The organism is Clostridioides sp. LIBA-2809 (assembly GCF_056688965.1).
Genome location: NZ_CP197004.1, coordinates 3,484,809 through 3,506,235 on the forward strand (window position 1 = coordinate 3,484,809; position 21,427 = coordinate 3,506,235).

General features: G+C 27.9%; 19 protein-coding genes. 2 read left to right on the forward strand and 17 right to left on the reverse strand.

Translation table 11 applies throughout. From position 1 onward, the window contains the following. Window positions 1-15: 15 nt before the first annotated feature. From ACTG44_RS16545 to adhE, 8 genes are all read right to left on the reverse strand, one after another. Entirely contained in the window at window positions 16-507 is a 492-nt protein-coding gene (locus ACTG44_RS16545; protein WP_021385913.1) for a V-type ATP synthase subunit K, read from the reverse strand. Window positions 508-509: 2 nt separating this feature from the next. Then, window positions 510-2,435 carry a V-type ATP synthase subunit I gene (locus ACTG44_RS16550; protein WP_479917436.1) on the reverse strand — a complete coding sequence of 642 codons (1,926 nt, stop codon included), beginning with the start codon at window positions 2,433-2,435 and terminating at the stop codon, window positions 510-512. Between the two features lies 1 nt (window position 2,436). After that, window positions 2,437-2,748, reverse strand: coding sequence for a hypothetical protein (locus ACTG44_RS16555; RefSeq protein WP_021385841.1), 312 nt, complete (start codon window positions 2,746-2,748; stop codon window positions 2,437-2,439). 629 nt (window positions 2,749-3,377) lie between these two features. Next, window positions 3,378-3,653: a hypothetical protein gene (locus ACTG44_RS16560; RefSeq protein WP_021385846.1), complete on the reverse strand. Its 276-nt coding sequence runs from the start codon at window positions 3,651-3,653 to the stop codon at window positions 3,378-3,380. A 94-nt stretch (window positions 3,654-3,747) separates the two neighbouring features. Next, a complete protein-coding gene (locus ACTG44_RS16565) occupies window positions 3,748-5,157 on the reverse strand; it encodes a L,D-transpeptidase family protein (RefSeq protein ID WP_479917437.1) in 1,410 nt (469 codons plus the stop codon). 374 nt (window positions 5,158-5,531) lie between these two features. Beyond that, window positions 5,532-6,194 (reverse strand): B3/B4 domain-containing protein, encoded by a 663-nt coding sequence (locus ACTG44_RS16570; RefSeq protein WP_021385878.1) that lies wholly within the window; start codon window positions 6,192-6,194, stop codon window positions 5,532-5,534. A 246-nt stretch (window positions 6,195-6,440) separates the two neighbouring features. After that, the gene (locus ACTG44_RS16575; protein WP_479920847.1) at window positions 6,441-8,666 is read right to left on the reverse strand and encodes a bifunctional diguanylate cyclase/phosphodiesterase; all 2,226 of its coding nucleotides are present in this window, start codon (window positions 8,664-8,666) and stop codon (window positions 6,441-6,443) included. A 275-nt stretch (window positions 8,667-8,941) separates the two neighbouring features. Next, entirely contained in the window at window positions 8,942-11,596 is a 2,655-nt protein-coding gene (adhE, locus tag ACTG44_RS16580) for a bifunctional acetaldehyde-CoA/alcohol dehydrogenase (protein WP_479920848.1), read from the reverse strand. A 397-nt stretch (window positions 11,597-11,993) separates the two neighbouring features. Between adhE and ACTG44_RS16585 the strand changes: the two genes are divergently transcribed. Further along, window positions 11,994-12,182 carry a hypothetical protein gene (locus ACTG44_RS16585; protein ID WP_021385931.1) on the forward strand — a complete coding sequence of 63 codons (189 nt, stop codon included), beginning with the start codon at window positions 11,994-11,996 and terminating at the stop codon, window positions 12,180-12,182. A gap of 123 nt (window positions 12,183-12,305) precedes the next feature. Here ACTG44_RS16585 and ACTG44_RS16590 read toward each other — a convergent pair whose 3' ends face one another. The 5 genes from ACTG44_RS16590 to ACTG44_RS16610 form a co-directional block, all read right to left on the reverse strand. Next, window positions 12,306-12,896 (reverse strand): dipicolinate synthase subunit B, encoded by a 591-nt coding sequence (locus ACTG44_RS16590; RefSeq protein ID WP_021385926.1) that lies wholly within the window; start codon window positions 12,894-12,896, stop codon window positions 12,306-12,308. Between the two features lie 3 nt (window positions 12,897-12,899). Then, on the reverse strand, window positions 12,900-13,775 hold the full coding sequence (dpsA, locus tag ACTG44_RS16595) for a dipicolinate synthase subunit DpsA (protein ID WP_479917440.1): 876 nt from the start codon (window positions 13,773-13,775) through the stop codon (window positions 12,900-12,902). 75 nt (window positions 13,776-13,850) lie between these two features. Then, complete coding sequence (locus ACTG44_RS16600; protein WP_021385897.1) at window positions 13,851-15,236, reverse strand: AMP-binding protein; 1,386 nt, start codon at window positions 15,234-15,236, stop codon at window positions 13,851-13,853. 3 nt (window positions 15,237-15,239) lie between these two features. Beyond that, entirely contained in the window at window positions 15,240-16,376 is a 1,137-nt protein-coding gene (locus ACTG44_RS16605) for a thiolase family protein (protein WP_479920849.1), read from the reverse strand. A 16-nt stretch (window positions 16,377-16,392) separates the two neighbouring features. Continuing rightward, window positions 16,393-16,941 (reverse strand): biotin transporter BioY, encoded by a 549-nt coding sequence (locus ACTG44_RS16610; RefSeq protein ID WP_021385914.1) that lies wholly within the window; start codon window positions 16,939-16,941, stop codon window positions 16,393-16,395. A gap of 293 nt (window positions 16,942-17,234) precedes the next feature. On the opposite strand from ACTG44_RS16610, the gene ACTG44_RS16615 reads away from it, so the two are divergent. Then, complete coding sequence (locus ACTG44_RS16615; RefSeq protein ID WP_479920850.1) at window positions 17,235-18,014, forward strand: hypothetical protein; 780 nt, start codon at window positions 17,235-17,237, stop codon at window positions 18,012-18,014. 185 nt (window positions 18,015-18,199) lie between these two features. On the opposite strand, the gene ACTG44_RS16620 is transcribed toward ACTG44_RS16615, so the two are convergent. The 4 genes from ACTG44_RS16620 to ACTG44_RS16635 form a co-directional block, all read right to left on the reverse strand. Continuing rightward, entirely contained in the window at window positions 18,200-19,117 is a 918-nt protein-coding gene (locus tag ACTG44_RS16620) for a putative RNA methyltransferase (protein ID WP_479920851.1), read from the reverse strand. A 306-nt stretch (window positions 19,118-19,423) separates the two neighbouring features. Continuing rightward, a complete protein-coding gene (locus tag ACTG44_RS16625; RefSeq protein WP_479920852.1) occupies window positions 19,424-19,852 on the reverse strand; it encodes an N-acetyltransferase in 429 nt (142 codons plus the stop codon). A 622-nt stretch (window positions 19,853-20,474) separates the two neighbouring features. Continuing rightward, a complete protein-coding gene (locus tag ACTG44_RS16630; protein ID WP_479921703.1) occupies window positions 20,475-20,582 on the reverse strand; it encodes a WCX domain-containing protein in 108 nt (35 codons plus the stop codon). Then, a complete protein-coding gene (locus tag ACTG44_RS16635; RefSeq protein WP_479920853.1) occupies window positions 20,583-21,392 on the reverse strand; it encodes a helix-turn-helix transcriptional regulator in 810 nt (269 codons plus the stop codon). It abuts the gene before it with no gap. Between the last annotated feature and the right edge of the window lie 35 nt (window positions 21,393-21,427).

Here is a 21,427-nt window from a genome sequence, read left to right on the forward strand (position 1 = left end):
AATTATACTCTATATTTAACCAACTGCAATTCCATTGTAAGCTAAGAAAGAAACAAGTAGTCCTAAAAGCGCATATGTTTCAACTATAGCTGCAAATGTTATAGCCTTACCAAGTTCTTCAGGTCTTTTAGCAACTATTCCAACCCCTGCTGCTGCTGCCTTACCTTGTGCAATACCTGACACTAAACCAACTAAACCAATTGGAAGTCCTGCCATAAGAAGTTGTAAACCTTGAGCTGATGTTGGTATTGCGTCTCCCCCAATAATTCCTGCTTTTGATAAAATAAGGAAAGCTATGATAAATCCATATAGACCTTGTGTACCAGGAAGAAGTTGTAAAACTAGAAGTTGACCGAATTTACTAGGGTCTTCTGTTACAACACCTGCTGCGGCTTGACCTGCTATTGAAGTACCCTTAGCAGAACCCATACCTGCAAATAATGCTGCTATAGCAGCTCCTGATATTGCCAAAAATTGACCATTTCCTAACGCGTTTAAAAATTCCATATTTACATCTCCTTTTTATTAATGCTTGTATATTTTGTTTTATACTTAAACGGAACAAAAGGAACTCCTCCGCCTTCATAAAACTTGTTGAAAAATTCTACATACTGTAACCTACTTGTATGAACATATGCACCAAGTGCATTTATAAGAAGGTTTATTGTGTGTCCTACAACACCAATTACAACTGCAAATATTGGACCAGCTATAGCCCCTAAAAGATTGATAACCTGCCCTATAACTCCTGTTGTTAGACAAAGTGCCATAATTCTTGTATAAGATAATATATCAGCAAAATAACTTGTTATACCATAAAGACTTGAAAATCCTTTGAAAAGCTTAACAGGAACACCTTTAAAGCTTCTTCCTTGAGTAAGAACAAGACCTATAGCACCTATAATTGCTAAATATTTTCCTACTTCAGAAAATACACCTATATCTCCTGCAACAAAAGGTATTATAAGTAGACATACCCCTGTTATACATAAATACCAAAAACCTATATCAAAAATTGCATCTATTACCTTTCCATCTCTTATTAATGTATATGCTTTAATTCCCAAACCTACATATATATGGATAATACCGAACAGTAATGACATTCCCATAAGTACCATAACATCCTCCAAAGGATTGATTAAAGCTTTTATAGGAATTAAATCCCCCAAAATACCCCCGAATATAAGACCCCATATAGTAGTTGAAACTCCGCAAATACCAATAAGTTTAATTAAATTCCCTTCACCTTTTTGCATTTTTGATTTGTATACAATAAATCCACATGCTAGTGCAATTATCATCCCATACGCAGCATCACTTAGCATCATTCCAAAGAATATAACATAAAAGAAAGTCATAATTGTATTTGGGTCAATATCTTTTGTGCTTGGACAGCTGTACATGTTTGTTACACTTTCAAAAGGTGTTACAATTTTATTGTTTTCAAGCAGAATTGGGAAGCCTTCTTCTTTATCTCCTTCCTCTGTCTGAACGCAACAATCAAACTTCTCTGTAATTTCTTTAATTAGTTCTTCTGCTCTTTTACTTGGTAGCCAACCATTAAGACAGAATGTTGTTTTTGTTTTGACAAGCCTCTCTATAATCTTTTTTTGGTCTCTCTCTATAGTGTAAAAATCATATAGATTTTCAAGCATGTGTACACTATCTGCATGGCTTTTAATTTCTTCCGTCTTATCTTTAGAAACGTTTTCCTGTCTAATTATCATTTCATTATATTTCTTAATAGCTTGTGATGGTGTACCTTCTTCATTTGGCAATGCAACTACTGAAAAATTAAATTCTTTTAGAACCTCTAAAGCATTATCAAAAGTTTCTTTCAAAGTAATTAAATAAACATAGTTCATTAATTTATCGGAATTAATAATTCCAAGAACACTTTCTGGTATTTCATCTTCTAATTTTACTCTTAAGGCATCAATATTTGCACTTATAGGTACAGTTCCAAGTATAGTTTTTGTATACTTAGTTTCCATATTCTCAAGAGGAATGTCAAAGTTCACCCATGGTTCTAACATGTTTTTATTGTTATTCAATAGATTTATGTTAGTCCTTATTGTACCTATCTCCTTATGTAGAGTGTTTAACTCTAAAGCTTCAGCATAAATTTGCTCTTCTTTTTCACTATCAATTCTGTTAAACTCTCTTTTTGGTGCAAACATGGCTTTCTTTTGTTTCACTAGTGAAGAAACAATGTTAATTGCTTGATTTACATGAGACATCTTCTGTTCTAGCATTATAACTTCTGATTCTTCACTATCTTTTACAAGATAATTTTTTAATTCCTCCTCCTCAGTAAGAAAGGCACTATCATCAATCTGAACAAACCCACGGTTCATAAGTAGCTTTAAAATCTGGCTTTTTTGAGCTTCTAAGCCAACAATAGATATTTTGTTCATATTAACTATTGCCATATTATCTCACTACCTTTCCAATAACCGCTTCAATTGCCTTACTTTTTCTTTCTTTAGCAGTTTTTTCAATTTTCAGACATTCACTTTTAGCATCAGCTAAGATTTTATCAACCTCCACCTTACTGTCGGTGACTGCCTTCTCAATAAGAGTTTCTTCCATAAGCTTTGCTTGCTTTTTTACATCAGCAAAGATGCTTTCACATTGGTTTACAGCATCAGCTCTGATAGACTCTGCATCAGTAACAGCTTTAACTTTGATACTGTCTGCTGTCTGCTCTGCCTCAACAATGCTTTTTATTATTTCAAAAGCCATCCAAATCACCTCTCTTACCTTTTTACTATGTATATAACCAATTAGATTTTTTTATTCTAATTAGATTACTACCTCATTGTTAAAGTATAAACAGCATTTTTATATAATAATTAATATTTTTCAACGTTTATTTCTTAATAAAACATATTTTAGAATAGTACTTACTTAGATTTATATCCTGTTTTGACTTACTTTTAGACTATGACATGAGTATGATTTTTAAATATCATTATTTTCAATAATTATAATTTAAAGCGATATAGTTTGTCAATAGCGTTATTCTGTTTTAAAATTAACGTTTTATCGACATTTTAAATTTTTATTTTAATTTTTTTCTACATATAATTTTATTTGTTACATATAAAATATTTTTATTTGTTTTTTCAACACTCATAGTACTGAAACTTATTGTTTTTTTTGAATTTTTAGAAATATCTCTCATTATTTCATCTAAGTTTTATAAATCATTGGGCTATATCGTTTTTTGTCACCTTATTTTTAGTCTAATTTTTTATATTTACTTAGAAAGAAATTAATATTTTTTAAGATTGATAAAATTTACACTTACATCTGATATTTTTATTTGAACTAGCTATATTAATTTTAAATTGATAATATATACAGTTACTTTATATATTCGACAACATTATGAAAAAATCCTCGTACCAATCACTCCAATCTTCAATAGGATATGCTGCTCCACCATTTACACTCTTCAATAGATTTGATGTATATTCTTCTCCTATAGAAAAAAGCTCACCTACTGTTATATTGTAACCTTTAGATGTAGCCACTTTACAAAATGAATCCATAACATCACGTTGTTCTCTTGTTTTTATAAGCTCTATTTTAAATTTCTCATCTTTTCTGGCTGCTTCTAAAATTTTAATTAACTTTTCATTCATTATATGTTCCTCCTTTTGATAATCATTATATAAAAATGAAGCCATCTTAAAAAAACTAAGATGACTTCACTTAATGTCTATAGTAGTACATTCCTTAATATAAAATAATTGGTGTACCTGGTTCTATATTTTCATATATCTTCTTTGCTTTAGAAAAAGGTGTATTTACACATCCATGCGAACCTGAAGATCTATATATACCTCCACCAAAAGAGCCTCTCCAAGTAGCATCATGAATTCCTATATTTCCATTGAATGGAAGCCAATAGCTTACAGGTGAACTGTAACCTTGCCCAGTTAATGAAACATTTCTAGCTTTATAGTTAAGAGGGTATATACCTGATGGTGTGGCAAATCCTCTACCTAAATCACCTGTTACAACATCTGTTGATACAAGCATCTCTCCATTTTTAAAGAACCACATATGTTGGTTAGAAAGACTAATCTCTACATATGTATTTCCAATATCATCTCTATTACGAGATACAGCTTTTTGTATGTAAATAGGTTCTCTTGTAACATTTTTACCAGCTTTTACAACATCAACCAATGCTTTAGCTTCTTTATTTTTGTCTATCAACCAACCATAAATTCCACCTGAAATTGTAATCTCTTTACCTGTTGCAGTCTTAAATGGTCTTGAATCTCCAAAAGTACTATATTTTTTGCTTAGTCCTCTTGCATATTCAACCATTGCAGCATTATCAAAGCTTATCTCATAATTCTTTTCTGAATCCACCTTTAACCATTTGTTAATCTCAACACCATCTAAAGTTTCCTTACGGTCACTAAAATCATATGTAACAACTACACCAACATACTTATCTAATGTCTTAATAGCTTCTTTCAATTTTTCTGAATCCTTTGTATTGTTTGGTGCTTCATATACCTTATTTTCTTCTAAAGAAATAGAAGTATCTCCAGAATTAATTGATTTTTGTACTAACTTATAAAAATCATCTTTTTTTACTTTGTTTCCAAGTACCTCTGGAACTATAGCATAAGCATTTTTAATACTATCATACTTAGGATAAGCACTCTTAGGTTCTACAACTTTTTTACTATCAAAGCAAGCTAGAGAATTAAATCTTTTTTCTAGTAAATCTTTATTATATGAAAGAGTTACCATATTATTATACTCTTTAGATTTAAATATTCCACCAATCCATCCAAATGCACTCTGGCTATCTTTTATCTTTTGAACTTTATCATCTGGTGTAAACTTCAAATCTATATCCTTTGCTTTTATTTGCTCTTTCTTATTGTTTCTTTCCTCTAAGTTTAAAGTATAAGAACTAGTACTTGATGTTAATAAATCATTTACTTGCTCAACTGTTTTTCCTGAAGCTTTAACCCCATTAATAGTTGTTCCAAAGTAAAAATGATTTCTAAAAAAGATTGCCATTCCTATATAAGCTACAACTAAAACACCTACTACTATAGCTATCTTAACTTTTAGATTTTTTTGCCCACTTTCTTGTTTTACCTCTTTTCCATCAATCATAATTAAATCCTTCCTTACATTATAATTACCTATGTACCTTATTGCTTTTTAAACAAAATCACGTTTGCCTTATTTTATATACCCAAATTACTGTAGTATTATTTACATTTTTAAATATAGAGTTATTTCCATCATACTATTTTATTTTTTAGGTAAAATAGTTATTGTAAATACCTCCTTTCAAAATCCCTTAAATATAGGCTCTGCTATATTAATATATTACCATACTTTTAGGAATCATGGGGATATCTATCTATTTTTGTAACTTTAAACTACTTTTTTAAATAAAAGAAAATAATTATTTATTAGTTTACTTATCTTAAATTATTTCTTAAACATTATATTCCAATCTAACATAACGTTGTTATATACATCTATTTAATTATCTTAGTCTCTATATCTTTTCCATCTGCATATTCTTTTAGTAATTCCTTAGCATAATCAAAATATTCTTCAATATCAGATTCTTGACTAAAAGAAAATATACAAATCAGTATTTCATTTGCGTCTTCTGTTATCATTGCTCTCTCAGAGTCACTAGTTGGACTTCCAAATTTACCTAGTGAATCAGATAATATAGGAAGATTTTCTATATTTATTAATTCTTTTCCAATACCTTTATACTGTTCACCTTCGTCTCCTACAGTAAAACATACTGGTGAATGTAATTTACTTACATTATATGTACCTACTGGATACAACGATTTTATTGATATTAGATTATTTATTTCAACTATATTATTTATTGTGTAAAGACCTTTCCCTTGGATAATTCTTCTAATTAATGCTTCTGAAGACGTTCTATATCTACTTGGATTTTTACCAAGTTCTTTATAAGCATTTCTTGCATCTTTAATCTTATCCAATTTTGTAATGTCTTCAACTTTTAGACTTTGATTTAAAATGTCACAAAACTCGTTTATCTTGTTAATTAATTTTTCTGAGCTCTTATTTACTGCTACTTTTGCTTGGATACAGCCTAACTTCGCATCAGGCCATCTTTCCTTAAGTTTTTTATCAATACTTACATCTATCATACTTAAACAACTCCTATACACTGAATTTTTATTAAAGTTTTTATCATCTATACATTATAGTACTATTCTTTTGTTAATAAAATGTTTATTAGCAAAATAATTTATTTTTAATACAATCTTTGTAAAAAACTATTACTTTTCCCTTATATAGTCTGCATATGACCAAAAATCAAAAAACACTAATTATTTAACAAGAATTTACTAAACTCAAGTATCTATAATAGTGTTTTATATAAAATTTAAATTTCAATCTTGCAATAAACTTATAAAATTTATACCTGGCATTGGTCTTGCAAAATAGAATCCTTGGACTAAATCACATCCGAATTGCTTCATTAGCTCAGCTTGAGCCTTACTTTCAACACCCTCTATAGTTACAATTAAGTCTAGGGATTTAGCTAGAGATACTATAGATTTTGCTATATTACGACTTCTCTCATCATTTTCTATACCATCAAGAAAAGATTTATCTAATTTCAGTACATCAATTGGCATATCTCTTAAACAACTAATGGAAGAATATCCTGTCCCAAAATCATCCATAGAAATAGAAAATCCATACTTTCTTAACTCATTTAAGACATTCTTCAAAATATTTAATTCATTCATAGCTACAGTTTCTGTTATCTCCAGCTCAATTAAATCTGAATTTATATTATATTTTTGTATAGTACTATTAATAAATTTTACGATATCTGGTTGGTACAATTCAACTCTAGATAAATTCACTGAAACTGGAACTATACTTTTACCTTGTTTTTTCCAGTCAGATAAATCTATACAGACTCTCTCAAACACAAATCTCCCAATTTTTAAAATCAATTGACTTTTCTCTGCTATAGGTATAAATATTGCTGGACTTATAAATCCATATTCTGGGTGATTCCATCGTATTAATGCCTCACTACCTATCATTTCACCATTTACAAGTGAAAACTTAGGTTGATAATATACCTCAAATTGATTTTTTACTAAGGCTGTTTTTATATCATCTAAAATAATTGATTCTTCACTAAGCTTATTTCTAACATCCTCATTATAAATAGCATAATTTATATTTTTACCTTTAGCAACAGACCTAGCCATATTTGCCTTATTTACAGCCTTTTGAATATCTACTTCTCCTTCTTCTACAAAGTAAATCCCAACACACAGAGAAATTTCAAATACTGTATTTAAATTACTTTCAATATTATTTCGTATATTATCAAGTTTTCTTATAATTTTATCTCTTCCCTTTTTATAGTCACAGAAAATTGAAAAATAATCACTCGAAAGTCTTGCATATATTTCGCCTTCTGTTAGTTCCTCTTTTAAAGCCCTTGCTATTGTGATTAACAAATTGTCACCAAATTCGTATCCAAAAGTATCATTAATCATCTTAAAATTATTAATATCAAAATATACTATAATATAGTCTAAAGATGGTTTATTTAAAAGATATTTACTACACTCCTTATAAAACTTATTTTGATTTCCTATATGAGTAATCTTATCTTCATAAGCCAAACTTAATATTTCTTTTTCATTAGATTTTTTTATATACATTATATATAAAATAATTGTAATAAATACAAATATAATAAATAATACTGCATATACAGCTCTCTTAATAATTTGCTCTGAATTCTTGAATATAACACTTTCTGGAACTGAAAAAATCAAGTTCCAATCCTTTATATAGTTATTTTTTTCATTTCCATTATCCATAGTGGCATATCCTAGATATCGTCTTTCTCCTGAGATTGTTAATATTGTTGCACCTGTTTTATTTTCTTCTAATTTTTTATTTAAATTATTTACCTCTTTAATATCATTATCCTGTTTTAATAATTCATAAATATTTTTTGATAGTCTGTCCTGTTGAGGATGAAGTATAACTTTCCCATCATTTTTTACAACATAAGATATACTATTATCTTCATAAAAAGATACATTTATAAGTTTCATTAAAGTATTGATATCATAGGTACAATATAAAACTCCAACTATTTTATCATTATTTAATATTGGCACTGATATAGTAATCTTTTTTACAGATTTATTTACTTCATCAACATATGGACTTGAAACATAATTTTTACCTTTAATTGAGTTTTTGAAGAATTCTTTATCCTTAACTGAAAACTTGTTACCCTTAGTATTTTCTGTATTACCATTTATATCAACTATTGCCATGGTGTAAAATTTTTGATTTTCCATTTCATCCAAAAGCTTTTTTATTTTTTCTTCATTAGATATGTTTGGATTCGAAGCATAATAACTTGAAAAAATATTTAAAACATCTAAATCTTTTTCAATTTGTCTCTGGGCTAATTGAGAACCTTGTATTGCAACTTCTTTTATATGTACTTCTGCTTCTGATATAAGAAGATTTTTTGTATTTTCTATATAGATATACCCCATTATCAGAAATACTGATGTCAACAAAAGAATTATAATTAATGTAACACTCTTATTTCTCTTCGTCATTCTTCTCCTCCCCTAATTAGTCAATACTTTATATAGCTAACATACCTTATTTAATATAAATTTATCATTTATGTTATATACAAATATACCCAAATACCATATATAAAACCAATCTAATTATCATATAAAACATTCTTTAACTATTATAATAACACTATTTAATTGAATTTTGAATTAAAGAATAAAAACTATTCATTTTTCCAAATAAAAATCCCTTATACAGTAAAATTTTATCTCATGTATAAGGGATTTTATTTTATATATTTTATAATAATTTATCTTCCATAATATGAATTTAAATACATATTTTTTATTTCATTCATAAGAGGATATCTTGGATTTGCTCCTGTACATTGGTCATCAAATGCTTGAATTACCATTTCATCTATTGAATCCATAAACTTAGATTCTTCAACACCAAATTCTTTTATAGTTTTAGGAATGCCAACTTTACATTTTAATTCTTCAATAGCTACTAGTAAGCTTTGGAATTTCTCTTCATCAGAATTTCCTTTTAAACCTAAGAATGAAGCTATTTCAGCATATCTCTTTAAAGCTTCTGGGTATTTATATTGAGAAAATGCTCCCATTTTCTTTGGTGCATCTGAAGAATTAAATTTCATAACCTCTGTTATTAAAAGAGCATTTGCAACTCCATGTGGTACATGATGGAAAGCACCTAACTTATGAGCCATAGAGTGGCAAACACCTAAAAATGCATTTGCAAAAGCCATACCTGCCATTGTAGAAGCATTTGCCATTTTTTCTCTAGCTTCTGGGTCTTTTGCTCCATTATCATATGCACGTGGAAGATATTCAAATATACTCTTAATAGCTTGTAGTGCTATACCATTTGTATAATCAGTTGCAAGCATAGATACATATGCTTCTAATGCATGAGTCAAAGCATCTATACCAGAAGCAGAAGTTAAGCTTTTTGGCATATTCATCATCATATCAGAATCAACTATGGCCATATTTGGCATTAATTCATAATCAGCTAGTGGATATTTTACCCCTGTGTCTTGGTCAGTTATAACAGCAAATGGTGTTACTTCTGAACCAGTCCCTGCTGATGTTGGTATTGCTACGAAATTGGCCTTTTCACCCATTTTAGGGAATGTATATACTCTTTTTCTTATATCCATAAATCTCATAGCTAGGTCTTGGAAATCTACTTCTGGATGTTCATACAATGTCCACATTATTTTCCCTGCATCCATTGCGCTTCCTCCACCTATAGATATTATTACGTCTGGATTAAATTCGCTCATAGCTTTAGCACCTATCTTGGCACATTCCAAAGTTGGGTCTGGCTCTACTTCAAAGAATGTAGTATGTTTAATATTCATTTCGTCTAATAAGTCAGTAACTGCTTTAGTATACCCATTATTGTAAAGGAATGTATCTGTTACAATAAAAGCTCTCTTTTTATTCATTACATCCTTAAGTTCTTTTAATGCTACTCCTAAACAACCCTTTTTGAAATAAACTTTTTCTGGTGCTCTAAACCAAAGCATATTTTCTCTCCTCTCAGCTACTGTCTTAATATTAAGTAAATGCTTAACTCCTACATTTTCAGATACTGAATTTCCACCCCAAGACCCACATCCTAAAGTAAGAGAAGGAGCTAGTTTAAAATTATATAAATCACCTATACCACCTTGAGAAGAAGGAGTATTAATTAAAATTCTGCAAGTTTTCATAGCTGAAGTAAATTTATCAAGTTTTTCTCTTTGATTTACATCATCGATATATAATGAAGATGTATGCCCAAATCCACCATCTTCAACTAACTTTTCTGCTTTTCTAACTGCATCATCAAAATCATTTGCTCTGTACATTGCAAGTACTGGTGAAAGTTTCTCATGAGCAAAAGCCTCTTCTAATTCAACTGATTCTACTTCACCTATTAAAACTTTAGCATCTTCTGGAACTTCAAAACCTGCAAGTTTTGCTATTGTACAAGCTGTCTGACCAACTATTTTAGAGTTTAATCCTCCATTTATCAAAATTACATTTCTCATTTTCTCTGTTTCATCTTTATTTAATAAATAAGCTCCACGCTCTTTAAATTCTTTTTTAACTTCATTATATACATTTTCTAATACTATAACTGATTGTTCAGAAGCACATATCATACCATTGTCAAAAGTCTTAGACACAAGAATTGAGTTTACAGCAGTTTTTATGTCTGCGCTATCATCAATTATTGCTGGTGTATTACCTGCTCCAACTCCAATAGCTGGCTTTCCAGATGAATATGCTGATTTAACCATTCCAGGTCCTCCTGTAGCAAGAGTTAAATCTACCTCTTTCATAACAGTTGTAGTTAATTCTAAAGAAGGTTCGTCTATCCATCCAATTATACCTTCAGGAGCTCCAGCTAAAACAGCCGCCTCAAGAACTATTTTTGCAGCTTCTATAGTAGAATTCTTTGCTCTTGGATGTGGAGAGAAGATTATCCCATTTCTAGTTTTAAGTGCCAAGAGTGCTTTAAATATAGCAGTAGAAGTTGGATTAGTTGTAGGTACAACAGCTGCAATAACACCTATTGGTTCAGCAATTTTAGTCATACCAAATGCCTCGTCTTTCTCTATTACGCCACAAGTTTTTGTTTCTTTATATGCATTATATATATACTCTGAAGCATAATGATTCTTTATGACTTTATCTTCAGCAATTCCCATACCAGTTTCTTTTTGTGCCATTATAGCTAAAGGAACTCTTTGCTTATTAGCTGCTAAAGATGCTGCTAAAAAAATCTTATCTACTTGCTCTTGAGTATATGTGGCAAATATTTTTTGAGCCTCTCTAATTTTTGCTAATTTTTTAACTAAAGTTTCAACATTATTTACAACACCTACATTAATTGACATAAGCTCATCTCCCTTTATATTTTCTATTATATTCTGTTCTTTATTGGACATTTTGACAACCTCCTAGAATAGTATTTTTTGCTTAAATGTTAATTTATTAACATTATAACATCTTCTCTTTCTATTTTCAAGTTATTTTTTTAACATTTTATTTTTATTTAAAATAATCTTACTTGTTCCACTAATACTCTAGTTTACGAATCATTAGCTTCATTATATATCACTTTATTTTTTATGTAGATTATAGAAATTTTCATCTTAAAACTTAATGATAACGTTATTATTTTAACATAAATATTTTGCGTTTTTCTTATGAATAAAAATATATACAGATAAGTTTTTTCAATGTAGTATAATTAAACATATAAATTCACAAGTCTTATATAATACGAAATAAGGTATAGTTAATACAGTAAAAATAAACTTAAAGTTCATAGGAGGAATACGGATGAAAAAATTAAAAATAATCAGCATTTTATCTTTAATTATAAGTACAATTTTAATGATTGTAGGTATTGCAGTAGTAGCTTATTATGTAGATAATTTATTTATTAGAGGACTATCAGTATTTATCTTGATTATGTCTGCTTGTTTTGTATCAAGTACAGTGAGATTAATATTTAAAGAAGCAAAGTAATATAAATTCCAGTTTATAAATTAGATTAGGTAAATATTTTAATAAATTATAGAATAAAGTCCAGCAAATAATATTGCTGGACTTTATTAATATTACATACAATACATATATTACACCACTAATCTATTGATGTGGGCTTTTTATAACAGGCTGTAATTGCTTATTTTCTAAAGCAAGTTCTATAGTTGGAACTATTAATTCCGTATGTGCAATCATAGAATTAGGCTTTGCTTTACAGTTATCTTGACCAAAAGGTACAAAATATATGTTTTTAGAATTAAGGAGAATACCAATATTTTTGAAATTAAAGCTTAGAGCATCATTTGTTGATATTGATATTACTAGTGGTTTATCATTACGAAGATGACCTTTAGCTGCCATCAATACTGGTGAATCCGTAATACCATTTGCTAATTTTGCAGCAGTATTTCCAGTACAAGGTGCTATTATTATAATATCAGCAATTCCTTTAGGTCCAAATGGCTCTGCCTCTTCAATCGTAACTATAGGTTTATTACCTGTAAGTTCATATGCTTTTTTCATAAACTCTTCAGAATTTCCAAATCTACAATCGATATTTTGTGATACATCTGAAAATATAGTGTGTACATTTGCTCCTTCTTTAACCAAATTCTCCAACTCTATAAATATTTTATCATAAGTACAAAACGAACCAGTAAATCCTACTCCAATTGTAAGTCCTTTAAGTCTCATTTTCTAATCCCTTCTTTCATTTATAATATTTTCTATAGCGTTAACAAGAATTTCACCAGATGTCTTTGGTGAGTATTTACCAGGAAGCCCAGGACAAAGAGTCGCATTAATACCTATATCTTTCGTAACAGAGTAATCCACTCCACCAGGAGAAGAAGCTATATCAATAATAGTTACTTCTTGTGATACTTTTTCCAGTCTTTCTTTTGTTAAAATACATTCCGGTATAGTATTAAAAATATAATCAAACTGTAAAAGTTTATCATCAAGTTGATTCAAGGAAATACTAGAATATCCAAATGCATTAGCCGTACTTATTGCATCATTCTTTCTTGCCCCAACACATACATTTGCGTCTAAAGAGTATAATTTTTTGGCAAGTATTTGTGCACATCTTCCAAAACCTAATACTAAGCAGTTGCTTTGATGTATATTAATTATACTTCTTTTAATAGCTTCTGCTATGGCTCCTTCAGCTGTAGCAACTGCATTTAAAATAGCAACATCATTCATTTTCATAAAATCATAAATCTGAATAGAGTGTTGCTCACAAAATTTACAAACTTTAGTTGGTATATTACCTCCAAACAATATTTGATTAGGAGATAAATTAATTAGCAAGTTATCAATAGTTGCATCTAGGCAACCATCAGTATTTTCAATGTTAACTTGATTCTTTGTAAATGGAATTGGACATAAAATAATGGAACTTTTGGATAGTGCCTCAGCTAGTGAAGTTGCTTTTCCAACGATTCCATTTATGATTTCATTTGATATTCCATAAGTGACTACAGAATACCCTTTATTAATTAGTTTTTTTACCATGTACACTTGTCGCAGGTCTCCCCCGATAACAGTTATATCGTATTGATTTGACATATTGTAAGCCTCCTTTACTATATACAATATGTTTTTATCAATATATTGGTTCACTAAAATTACTAAATATTATACTTATAATATTTTTAATAGTGCTAATCTATCTATCTTTTCAGAAGAGGTATATGGAAATGAATTTAAAAAGATAACTTTTCTTGGGATTTCATTTTTTATTAGATTCTTTCTCATTTTAATCAATAAATCTTTTTTTGTAATTTTATCTATAATTGTTACAAATAATGCAATTTGACTTCCTCTTATGGAGTCTGAATATGGTAATACAACTGCGTTCTCAATTTGAGGAATTTTTTTCACCTCATTTTCAACTTTAGTAGAGCTAACTTTAAATCCTCCAATATTTACAATATCATCATTTCTTCCTTCAAAGATTAAGTATCCATCATCATCAAAATATCCAACATCATTTACAGAATAAGGTTTTGTTGCATTATATACTGCATATTTTGTATTTACAAAAATCTTTCCATCTGTAACATATACATCTATTTCTGGAAATGGTCTACCTACGCTTAAAGGTTTCTTAATTAATTCATCATAACATAAGTATGTAATGTAATTTAATTCACTTGCTCCATAATATAAAATAATTTCAGATTTTGGCATATAGTATTTTAAACTTTTTGCAGTATTTTCAAACAATAATTGAGAACCTGTGAAAATACTTACAACATTGAGTATTGCTTCTTCTAAGTGTTTAGCCAAGAGTTGAAGCTTTGTAGGTACGAGGTATATGTTAGTTATATTGTATTGTTTTATTGTTTTTATCCATGACTTACAGTTTAGACCCGAATTTATTACAACACTTCCACCTTCATATAATACTGATATTAAAGAATTTAGATTTCCTGTAAAACTCAATGTCCCATTAATAAACAAAATTGATTCCTCAGATATATTAAAAATATCATTTTGGGTAGGAAAGAATCCAACCCAACTCTCATATGTTCTATACAATACTTTTGGAACACTTGTAGAACCTGAAGATAAAACTCCCATACATATATCTTTATCTAGATAGTTTGTAGGAGTATTATATTGATACATATATATATTAACTTTAGGATTAGATATAGAAAAATTAGTTTTCTTTACTTTTTCATTATCATCAGATAAATTAATGTTGTCCATAGTCTCATCGGATATAATTATTGAAATATTATTTTTTATTATAATGTCATTCAATACTTTTTTAGAAAGATTATAATGACAAATAATAGGTATATTTTTTGAATAATTAATTGCGAAAAAGCTCATTAACTGAAACATTATACTTTTAGAATATATTAAAATAGGTACATTCTCACCTACAGAAATTTGTTTTCCAAGTTTCTCACTATAACTTAACATATTTTCATAAGTATGTTTTTCTCCATCTACAATTAAAAAATCTTTATTTTTATTACTATTTATCTTTATTTTTAGAAGTTCATAGTAGTTCATAATCTACACCCTTTCAATCAATAAGGCTGAACCCAAGCCACCAGCTGCGGCTATAGAACAAATTCCATATCTACCATTAATCTTTTCTAATGCTTTTAAAAGATGTAATGCAATAATTGCACCTGAAGCACCGTATGGATGACCATAGGCTAAAGCTCCACCAAATACATTATATCTATCAATCAATTCTGGATACTTTCTTTGAAATAGCACATCTATAACTGCAAATGCTTCATTAAATTCAATAGCAGATATATCTAGGTAATTAATTTTTTCTATTTCTAAAATTTTCTCCATTGCTTTTATAGCAGATGTTGGACTTAAATTTGCATCTGTTCCTATTGTACAGGCATTAACAATCTTTGCTTTAGGTTTCTTTTTTGTATTTTCTATGTATCTTTTAGAACATAGTACAATAAATGAAGCTCCATCATTAATGAGACATGAATTTGCTGCATTTATAATAGTTCCTTTTCCTAAAATCGATGGTACTCTATCTAATAATCTTTGACTCATCTTGTCACGTATACCTTCATCATAAGTATTATTATCTATAGGATATATAATATCTTCAAGCACTTTATCTTCTCTAGCCTTCTTTGCTCTTTTATGACTTTCTTTCACCCAAAAATCTAACTCTGTTTTCTCAATTTGATACAACTTTGCTACTCTTTCTGCGCCTTCTAGCATACTATTTTCACTATTATCATCAGGAGAGAATTGAGCAACTGTATAATTAGAATTATTTATATCATATCGTTTATCATTTTTATGGTATGTACGCATTGGTTGCAGAGAGCTACTTTCAAATCCACCAGCAATAATTAAATCACACTGCCCAGATTTAATTTTTGAAAATGCTATCTCTATACTCATCATAGCAGAGGCACACTGCATATCTACAGTAAAAGCAGGTACTTCATTTGAAATTCCTGCTGTTAAAGTCATTAATCTTGCTATATTTCCACCTGTTCCAACCGCATTTCCACATATAACCTCATCAATTTTATCAATTTCATATTTTTCAATTAGGTGTTTTAATACACTTGCACCCAAAGATTCTGGTTGAACAAATTGAAAGATTCCATTTTTTAGACCTATATGACTTCTAAGTCCTCCTAATATAAAAACATCTTCCATATATTCTATTCCCTCCTTACAGTAGATTTCTTTTTAATACATTGTTTAATTTAACACCTAAAAAAGATGCAATAACTGCTTTTATTGTATCTCCAATTAAAAATGGTACTACAGCTGCAAAAAGTGCTGCTTCTACTGTCATTTGATTAAAATAACACATAAATACTGTTCCCATAAAATATATAATAGGCATACCAATAAAAATTGTTATTAGTATATATCTTTTAATATCATTATTTTTTCCTTTTAATAGACTAATAATTAATGCTGCGAACAAAAATCCAAAATAAAAACCACCTGTTGGGCTTAACAATTTTCCAATCCCAGATGCTCCTCCACCAAATACTGGTATTCCAATCAAACCTATCATTATATATACACCAACTGTGCTAAATGCTTGTCTTGGTGTTAAAATCAAAGCTATTAGATTTATCATTATTGTTTGTGCTGTTACTCCTGCTGGTGTAAATGGCAATGGTATATATATATAGGATGATATACATAACAATGCTACACATATTGACATTTTAGTTAAATCTTGAATATTTACTTTAGTATTTTTCATTTTTATAATTCCCTTCATACGTCTTATTCAATTTAGTTTATATGTACATGTACAAAGTTTCTATTAAAGCTTTGTTTTAGTATAAAAGAAAGACGTTTTTTTGTCAACTCAAAATAAATTATAGGTTTACATTTTATTTTTAAGTAAACTTTAGACTAATGCTTTATATTTTAATGGTTATTTATAAAACTTTATTTAGAAACTAACCTATTTTGTCTATACTTGTAAATTATAATATGATATATTTTTATATGAGATTTTATTTTATATAAAAATAATAAGGAAGTGATGATATGGAAATTAATGAAAATAATTTAAATAACATAGATGAAGAGTTAGATGAACTTAGTAAGAAAGTTTATTTAGATTCGCCAGACTTTTGGATAAGCATTTCAGACAAAGTAATTGATAAAGTGTTTGATGAAATGTTATTATTTTTTGCAGTTAAGTATAATTATTTTAATATATTATACTTTGCTATTGAGAATAATTATATAGATTTGAATATACCATCAAAAAATAAAGAATATCCTAATATAATGAGTCATCTTTTAGATACGGCAAAACAGAATGAAGATAAAAAGATTTATAATTATCTTCTAAGTTTAAATAAAGATTATACTATAGATGAAAACTCAACTTTAGATGATTTGGATTGTAATACTAGTAGTGATAATTTTGAAAAAAAAGATTTCTACATTCCAAAATACTTGTGTCCAAACTGTAATTCTAATATCTTTGATACAGGTTATAAAGTATCAAATGACATAATATATAAATTCTCTTTTGATAAATCTGAACCTGTTGAAATATCTAGTGAAATTGCTTCCATTAAATGTTGTAATTGTGAAGAACTGTTAGAAAATATTACACCTGACAAACTATATAGTATATGTAAAATCCAAAACTGTAATAATTGTGGTTCTAATTTAACTAAAGTTGGGATTCTTGCAAAGAAAAAAATGGAGTTTGATGAGAATAACGAAGAATTTAAATATGTTTCAAAATCTTATTGTTGTGGAAATTGCGACTCTGAAATAAACATGTCTCAAAAAGAACACTTTAAGATTTAACAATTTATCGTTTTAAATAAGAAGAATATTTTATTAGATACTATATAAGTTTTTAAAATATGTAAAATAAACATTTTTATAATAATTAAAATTGCTATGAAACCCGACTTTACTAAGCCAGTCTCATAGCAATTTTCTATTGTACAATCATAATTAAAGTTTATCAAACTCTTATAAAAATTCTTTTATTTCTTTATAGTACCAACTATAACTCTTAAATCGATTGTTATATAAGATATATCTGATTCTAACAACCTTAAAATCTCTTTTTCATGTAATGATGATGTCAAAGGTGTCATTTTAACTAAATTCCTTAAGTTTAATACATTGATATTAGTCTTATAATTAATTCTATTATCATAAATCAAATCAAGATGCTTTTTAAACACATCTATAATATTTTTATTATTATAATCGCTATTTTTTATGTCTTTCTGTATACTTGTTCTTATTTCTTTTAAATAATTTGACTCTGGGACAATCTTTACTACTATTCCACCATCACTTAAAACTCTTGCAAACTCCTTATAGTTTGCAGGAGAAAGTATATTTAATATTATATTAAACTTACTATCTTGAAGTGGCAGATTTGCTAAATCTGAAATACACCACATAATTTCATTTTCTCCTCTTGTAGCAATAGAAATCCCTTCTTTAGCTATGTCAATTCCAATTAATTTACATCTATTATTAATCTCTTCATCTTCAGATAATTTATTTAAAAAATATCCTTCGCCACATCCTGCATCTAATATATAGTTACTATATTTATTTAAAGTGTAATTTTTGATTATAGACTCTATTTCTTCTATTAAATAATCATACACCTTAGAATTATATATTTCATGTCTTGACTCAAATAGTTTTTTATCATAAATAGTTTTTGTATTACTATTTAATAAATTAACATATCCTTTTTTAGATATATCAAAGCAGTGTTTGTTCACACATTTGACACTATTTTTATCAACAGTAACCATATTTGCTTTGCAAAGTGGACATTTAAATACATCTATATTTTCATTAAGTAGTAATCTAGTTGTTTCTATCTTTTTTAGTTTACCAGTATTTTTTTTATTTACATTACTTATATTCTGTTTCATTCCCATAATCTCCTTAAATTTACTATTTAATTTAAATAGCACGAAATTATGGCTACTTGCATAAGATAACTTTTCTAGATTATATAAAATGTGTTATAAGCTGTTGTAAAATAGCCACAATTTGTGCGCTATCCTCTTATTCTAGTGTAATACATAAATGCTCTTTTATTCATTATTTTTCCCCCTATCATTATGTTTATTAATGTCTTAAGTACATGTAATTCACAATTCTAAAAATTTTTTTTAAAATTATGCCTATTAGAATAATAAATATGTTAATTATTATTTTAGTCGAATATATTAACGTTATTTACCATATTCCATTATGTACTCTTTAAATCCTGAATCTTCATTTATTTGCTCTTTTACTATATTAAATCCTTTTTTATTGTAAAATACAACCGCCTTTTTATTGTCTTTATATACTGCTAGATTTAGATTCTTGTATTCTTTAGTTGCATAGTCTAAAAGTTTACCTCCTATACCTAGGTTTTGATAGTTTGAATTTATAAATAAAGCTCCTATAAAACTTTTATCTATTATGCTTATAAATCCTTTTATTTCTTGACCATCCTCATATACAAATGTATCTGATATAGGTATATATTCGTTTTTGACAGTGTTATAGTTATTTTCCCAGTATTCTTTACTTATAAAGTTGTGTGCTTTGATTGTGCTTTCTTTCCATATTTCCATGATTTTGTTTATATCTTTATCATTTGATTTTCTTATCATAAATTTTATTTCACCTCATTTTTATGTTGATTTTTATTTATAGTGTAAGTTTACTTCATTTAGATATGATTTAGTTAATATAAAACTTTAAAGTGTTATATCTTAATTATTTTTATTTTAATCTTTACATACCACTTAGTTAATATAAAACTATCTTTAATTTTTTTAATTCCATCTTTAATTTTATCCTTTACATACCACTTAGTTAATATAAAACTCCAAAATAGATATAATTGAATATACTGCACTCAATCAATTATAATTTAATAAAAACATCAAAATTTGCAGTGAGCGAGCAACAGTGCAATTGATAACATTTATTATACACCTTCAATCCCTTATATTCCAACTGTTAACACCTATTTTAGCATAAATATCGCTCACTGCAAACTTATATAAATATTTCATCAGAATACTTATCAATACCATAACATTTCTTTTTAATTGAATTAGGATTTTTTATCTCATAAACATAGATTGAATCCTCACTATTATCAATAATATTTTCTATTTCAGAAATATATTTATGTAACTTTCCATCAGTAATATCGCCTCTCCTAACTAATATATTAACACTAGACTATAAAGTATATCTGTCTAAATATAAAGAGATTGGAAAAAATCAGTAAAGTTTTCTCATTTTTTCAATTTCAGATAATATATCATTCTTAAGCCTCTCAGGTTCTATGACTTCAACATAAGCTCCCATACTTAAAATCCAGCTTTTTATTTACTCATAACCTCTCATTTTAGCTTTAAATAATATAGATTCTTCATCATACTCACTAATTTGTTGATTATTAACCCATACCTTTTCCCTTACAATTGTTGAAAATGGTTGCTTAATTTTCATAATTATATTAATTTCTTCTCCTTTATAAATACCTATACTATTCTTACTATATTCGCTCCAATTGAAACTTCTATCTACAAGATATTTTTCGTCTAAAACAGTATACTCTTTAATTCTACATAATTTAAAATCTATAAACTTAAGTCTTTTTTCACAAAAAGCTACCATATAGGTATCTGATTTATAGTTAAATAAACAATATGGATGTACAACTCTTTCACTATTTCCAGAATTCAAAGAATAATATTTTATCTTGATTTTGCGTTTTGTTGTATATGCCCTTGTTATTTCACTGAATTTTTCTTTTTCAAACTCATAATTACAATTACGTTGTGCTTGTACTGTGAAATAATCCATATATATATCGCTTTTTTCTCCTGTATTTAATACTGCTTTTATTTTTTCTACAATGCTATTAAATTCATTTTTGTAAATATCGTTATTATACTCTAGCTGTGAATTTATCATGTCTAGAATTGAAACTTCACTATCCAATAATTTAATTAGTGAGATACTATTACATTTATCGATTTCATATCCACCATAAATCCCAGGTGTTGAATTTATAAATATACCTGCTTGTTCTAAATATTCCTTATAGCTTTTTATTTGCCTTTCACTTACTTCCAACTCTTCTGCTAGCTCTTTACACTTCATTCTTCCTCTACTTTGAATTAATATCATCATTCTTATTGTATTAGCTAATTTACTAATGAATAACA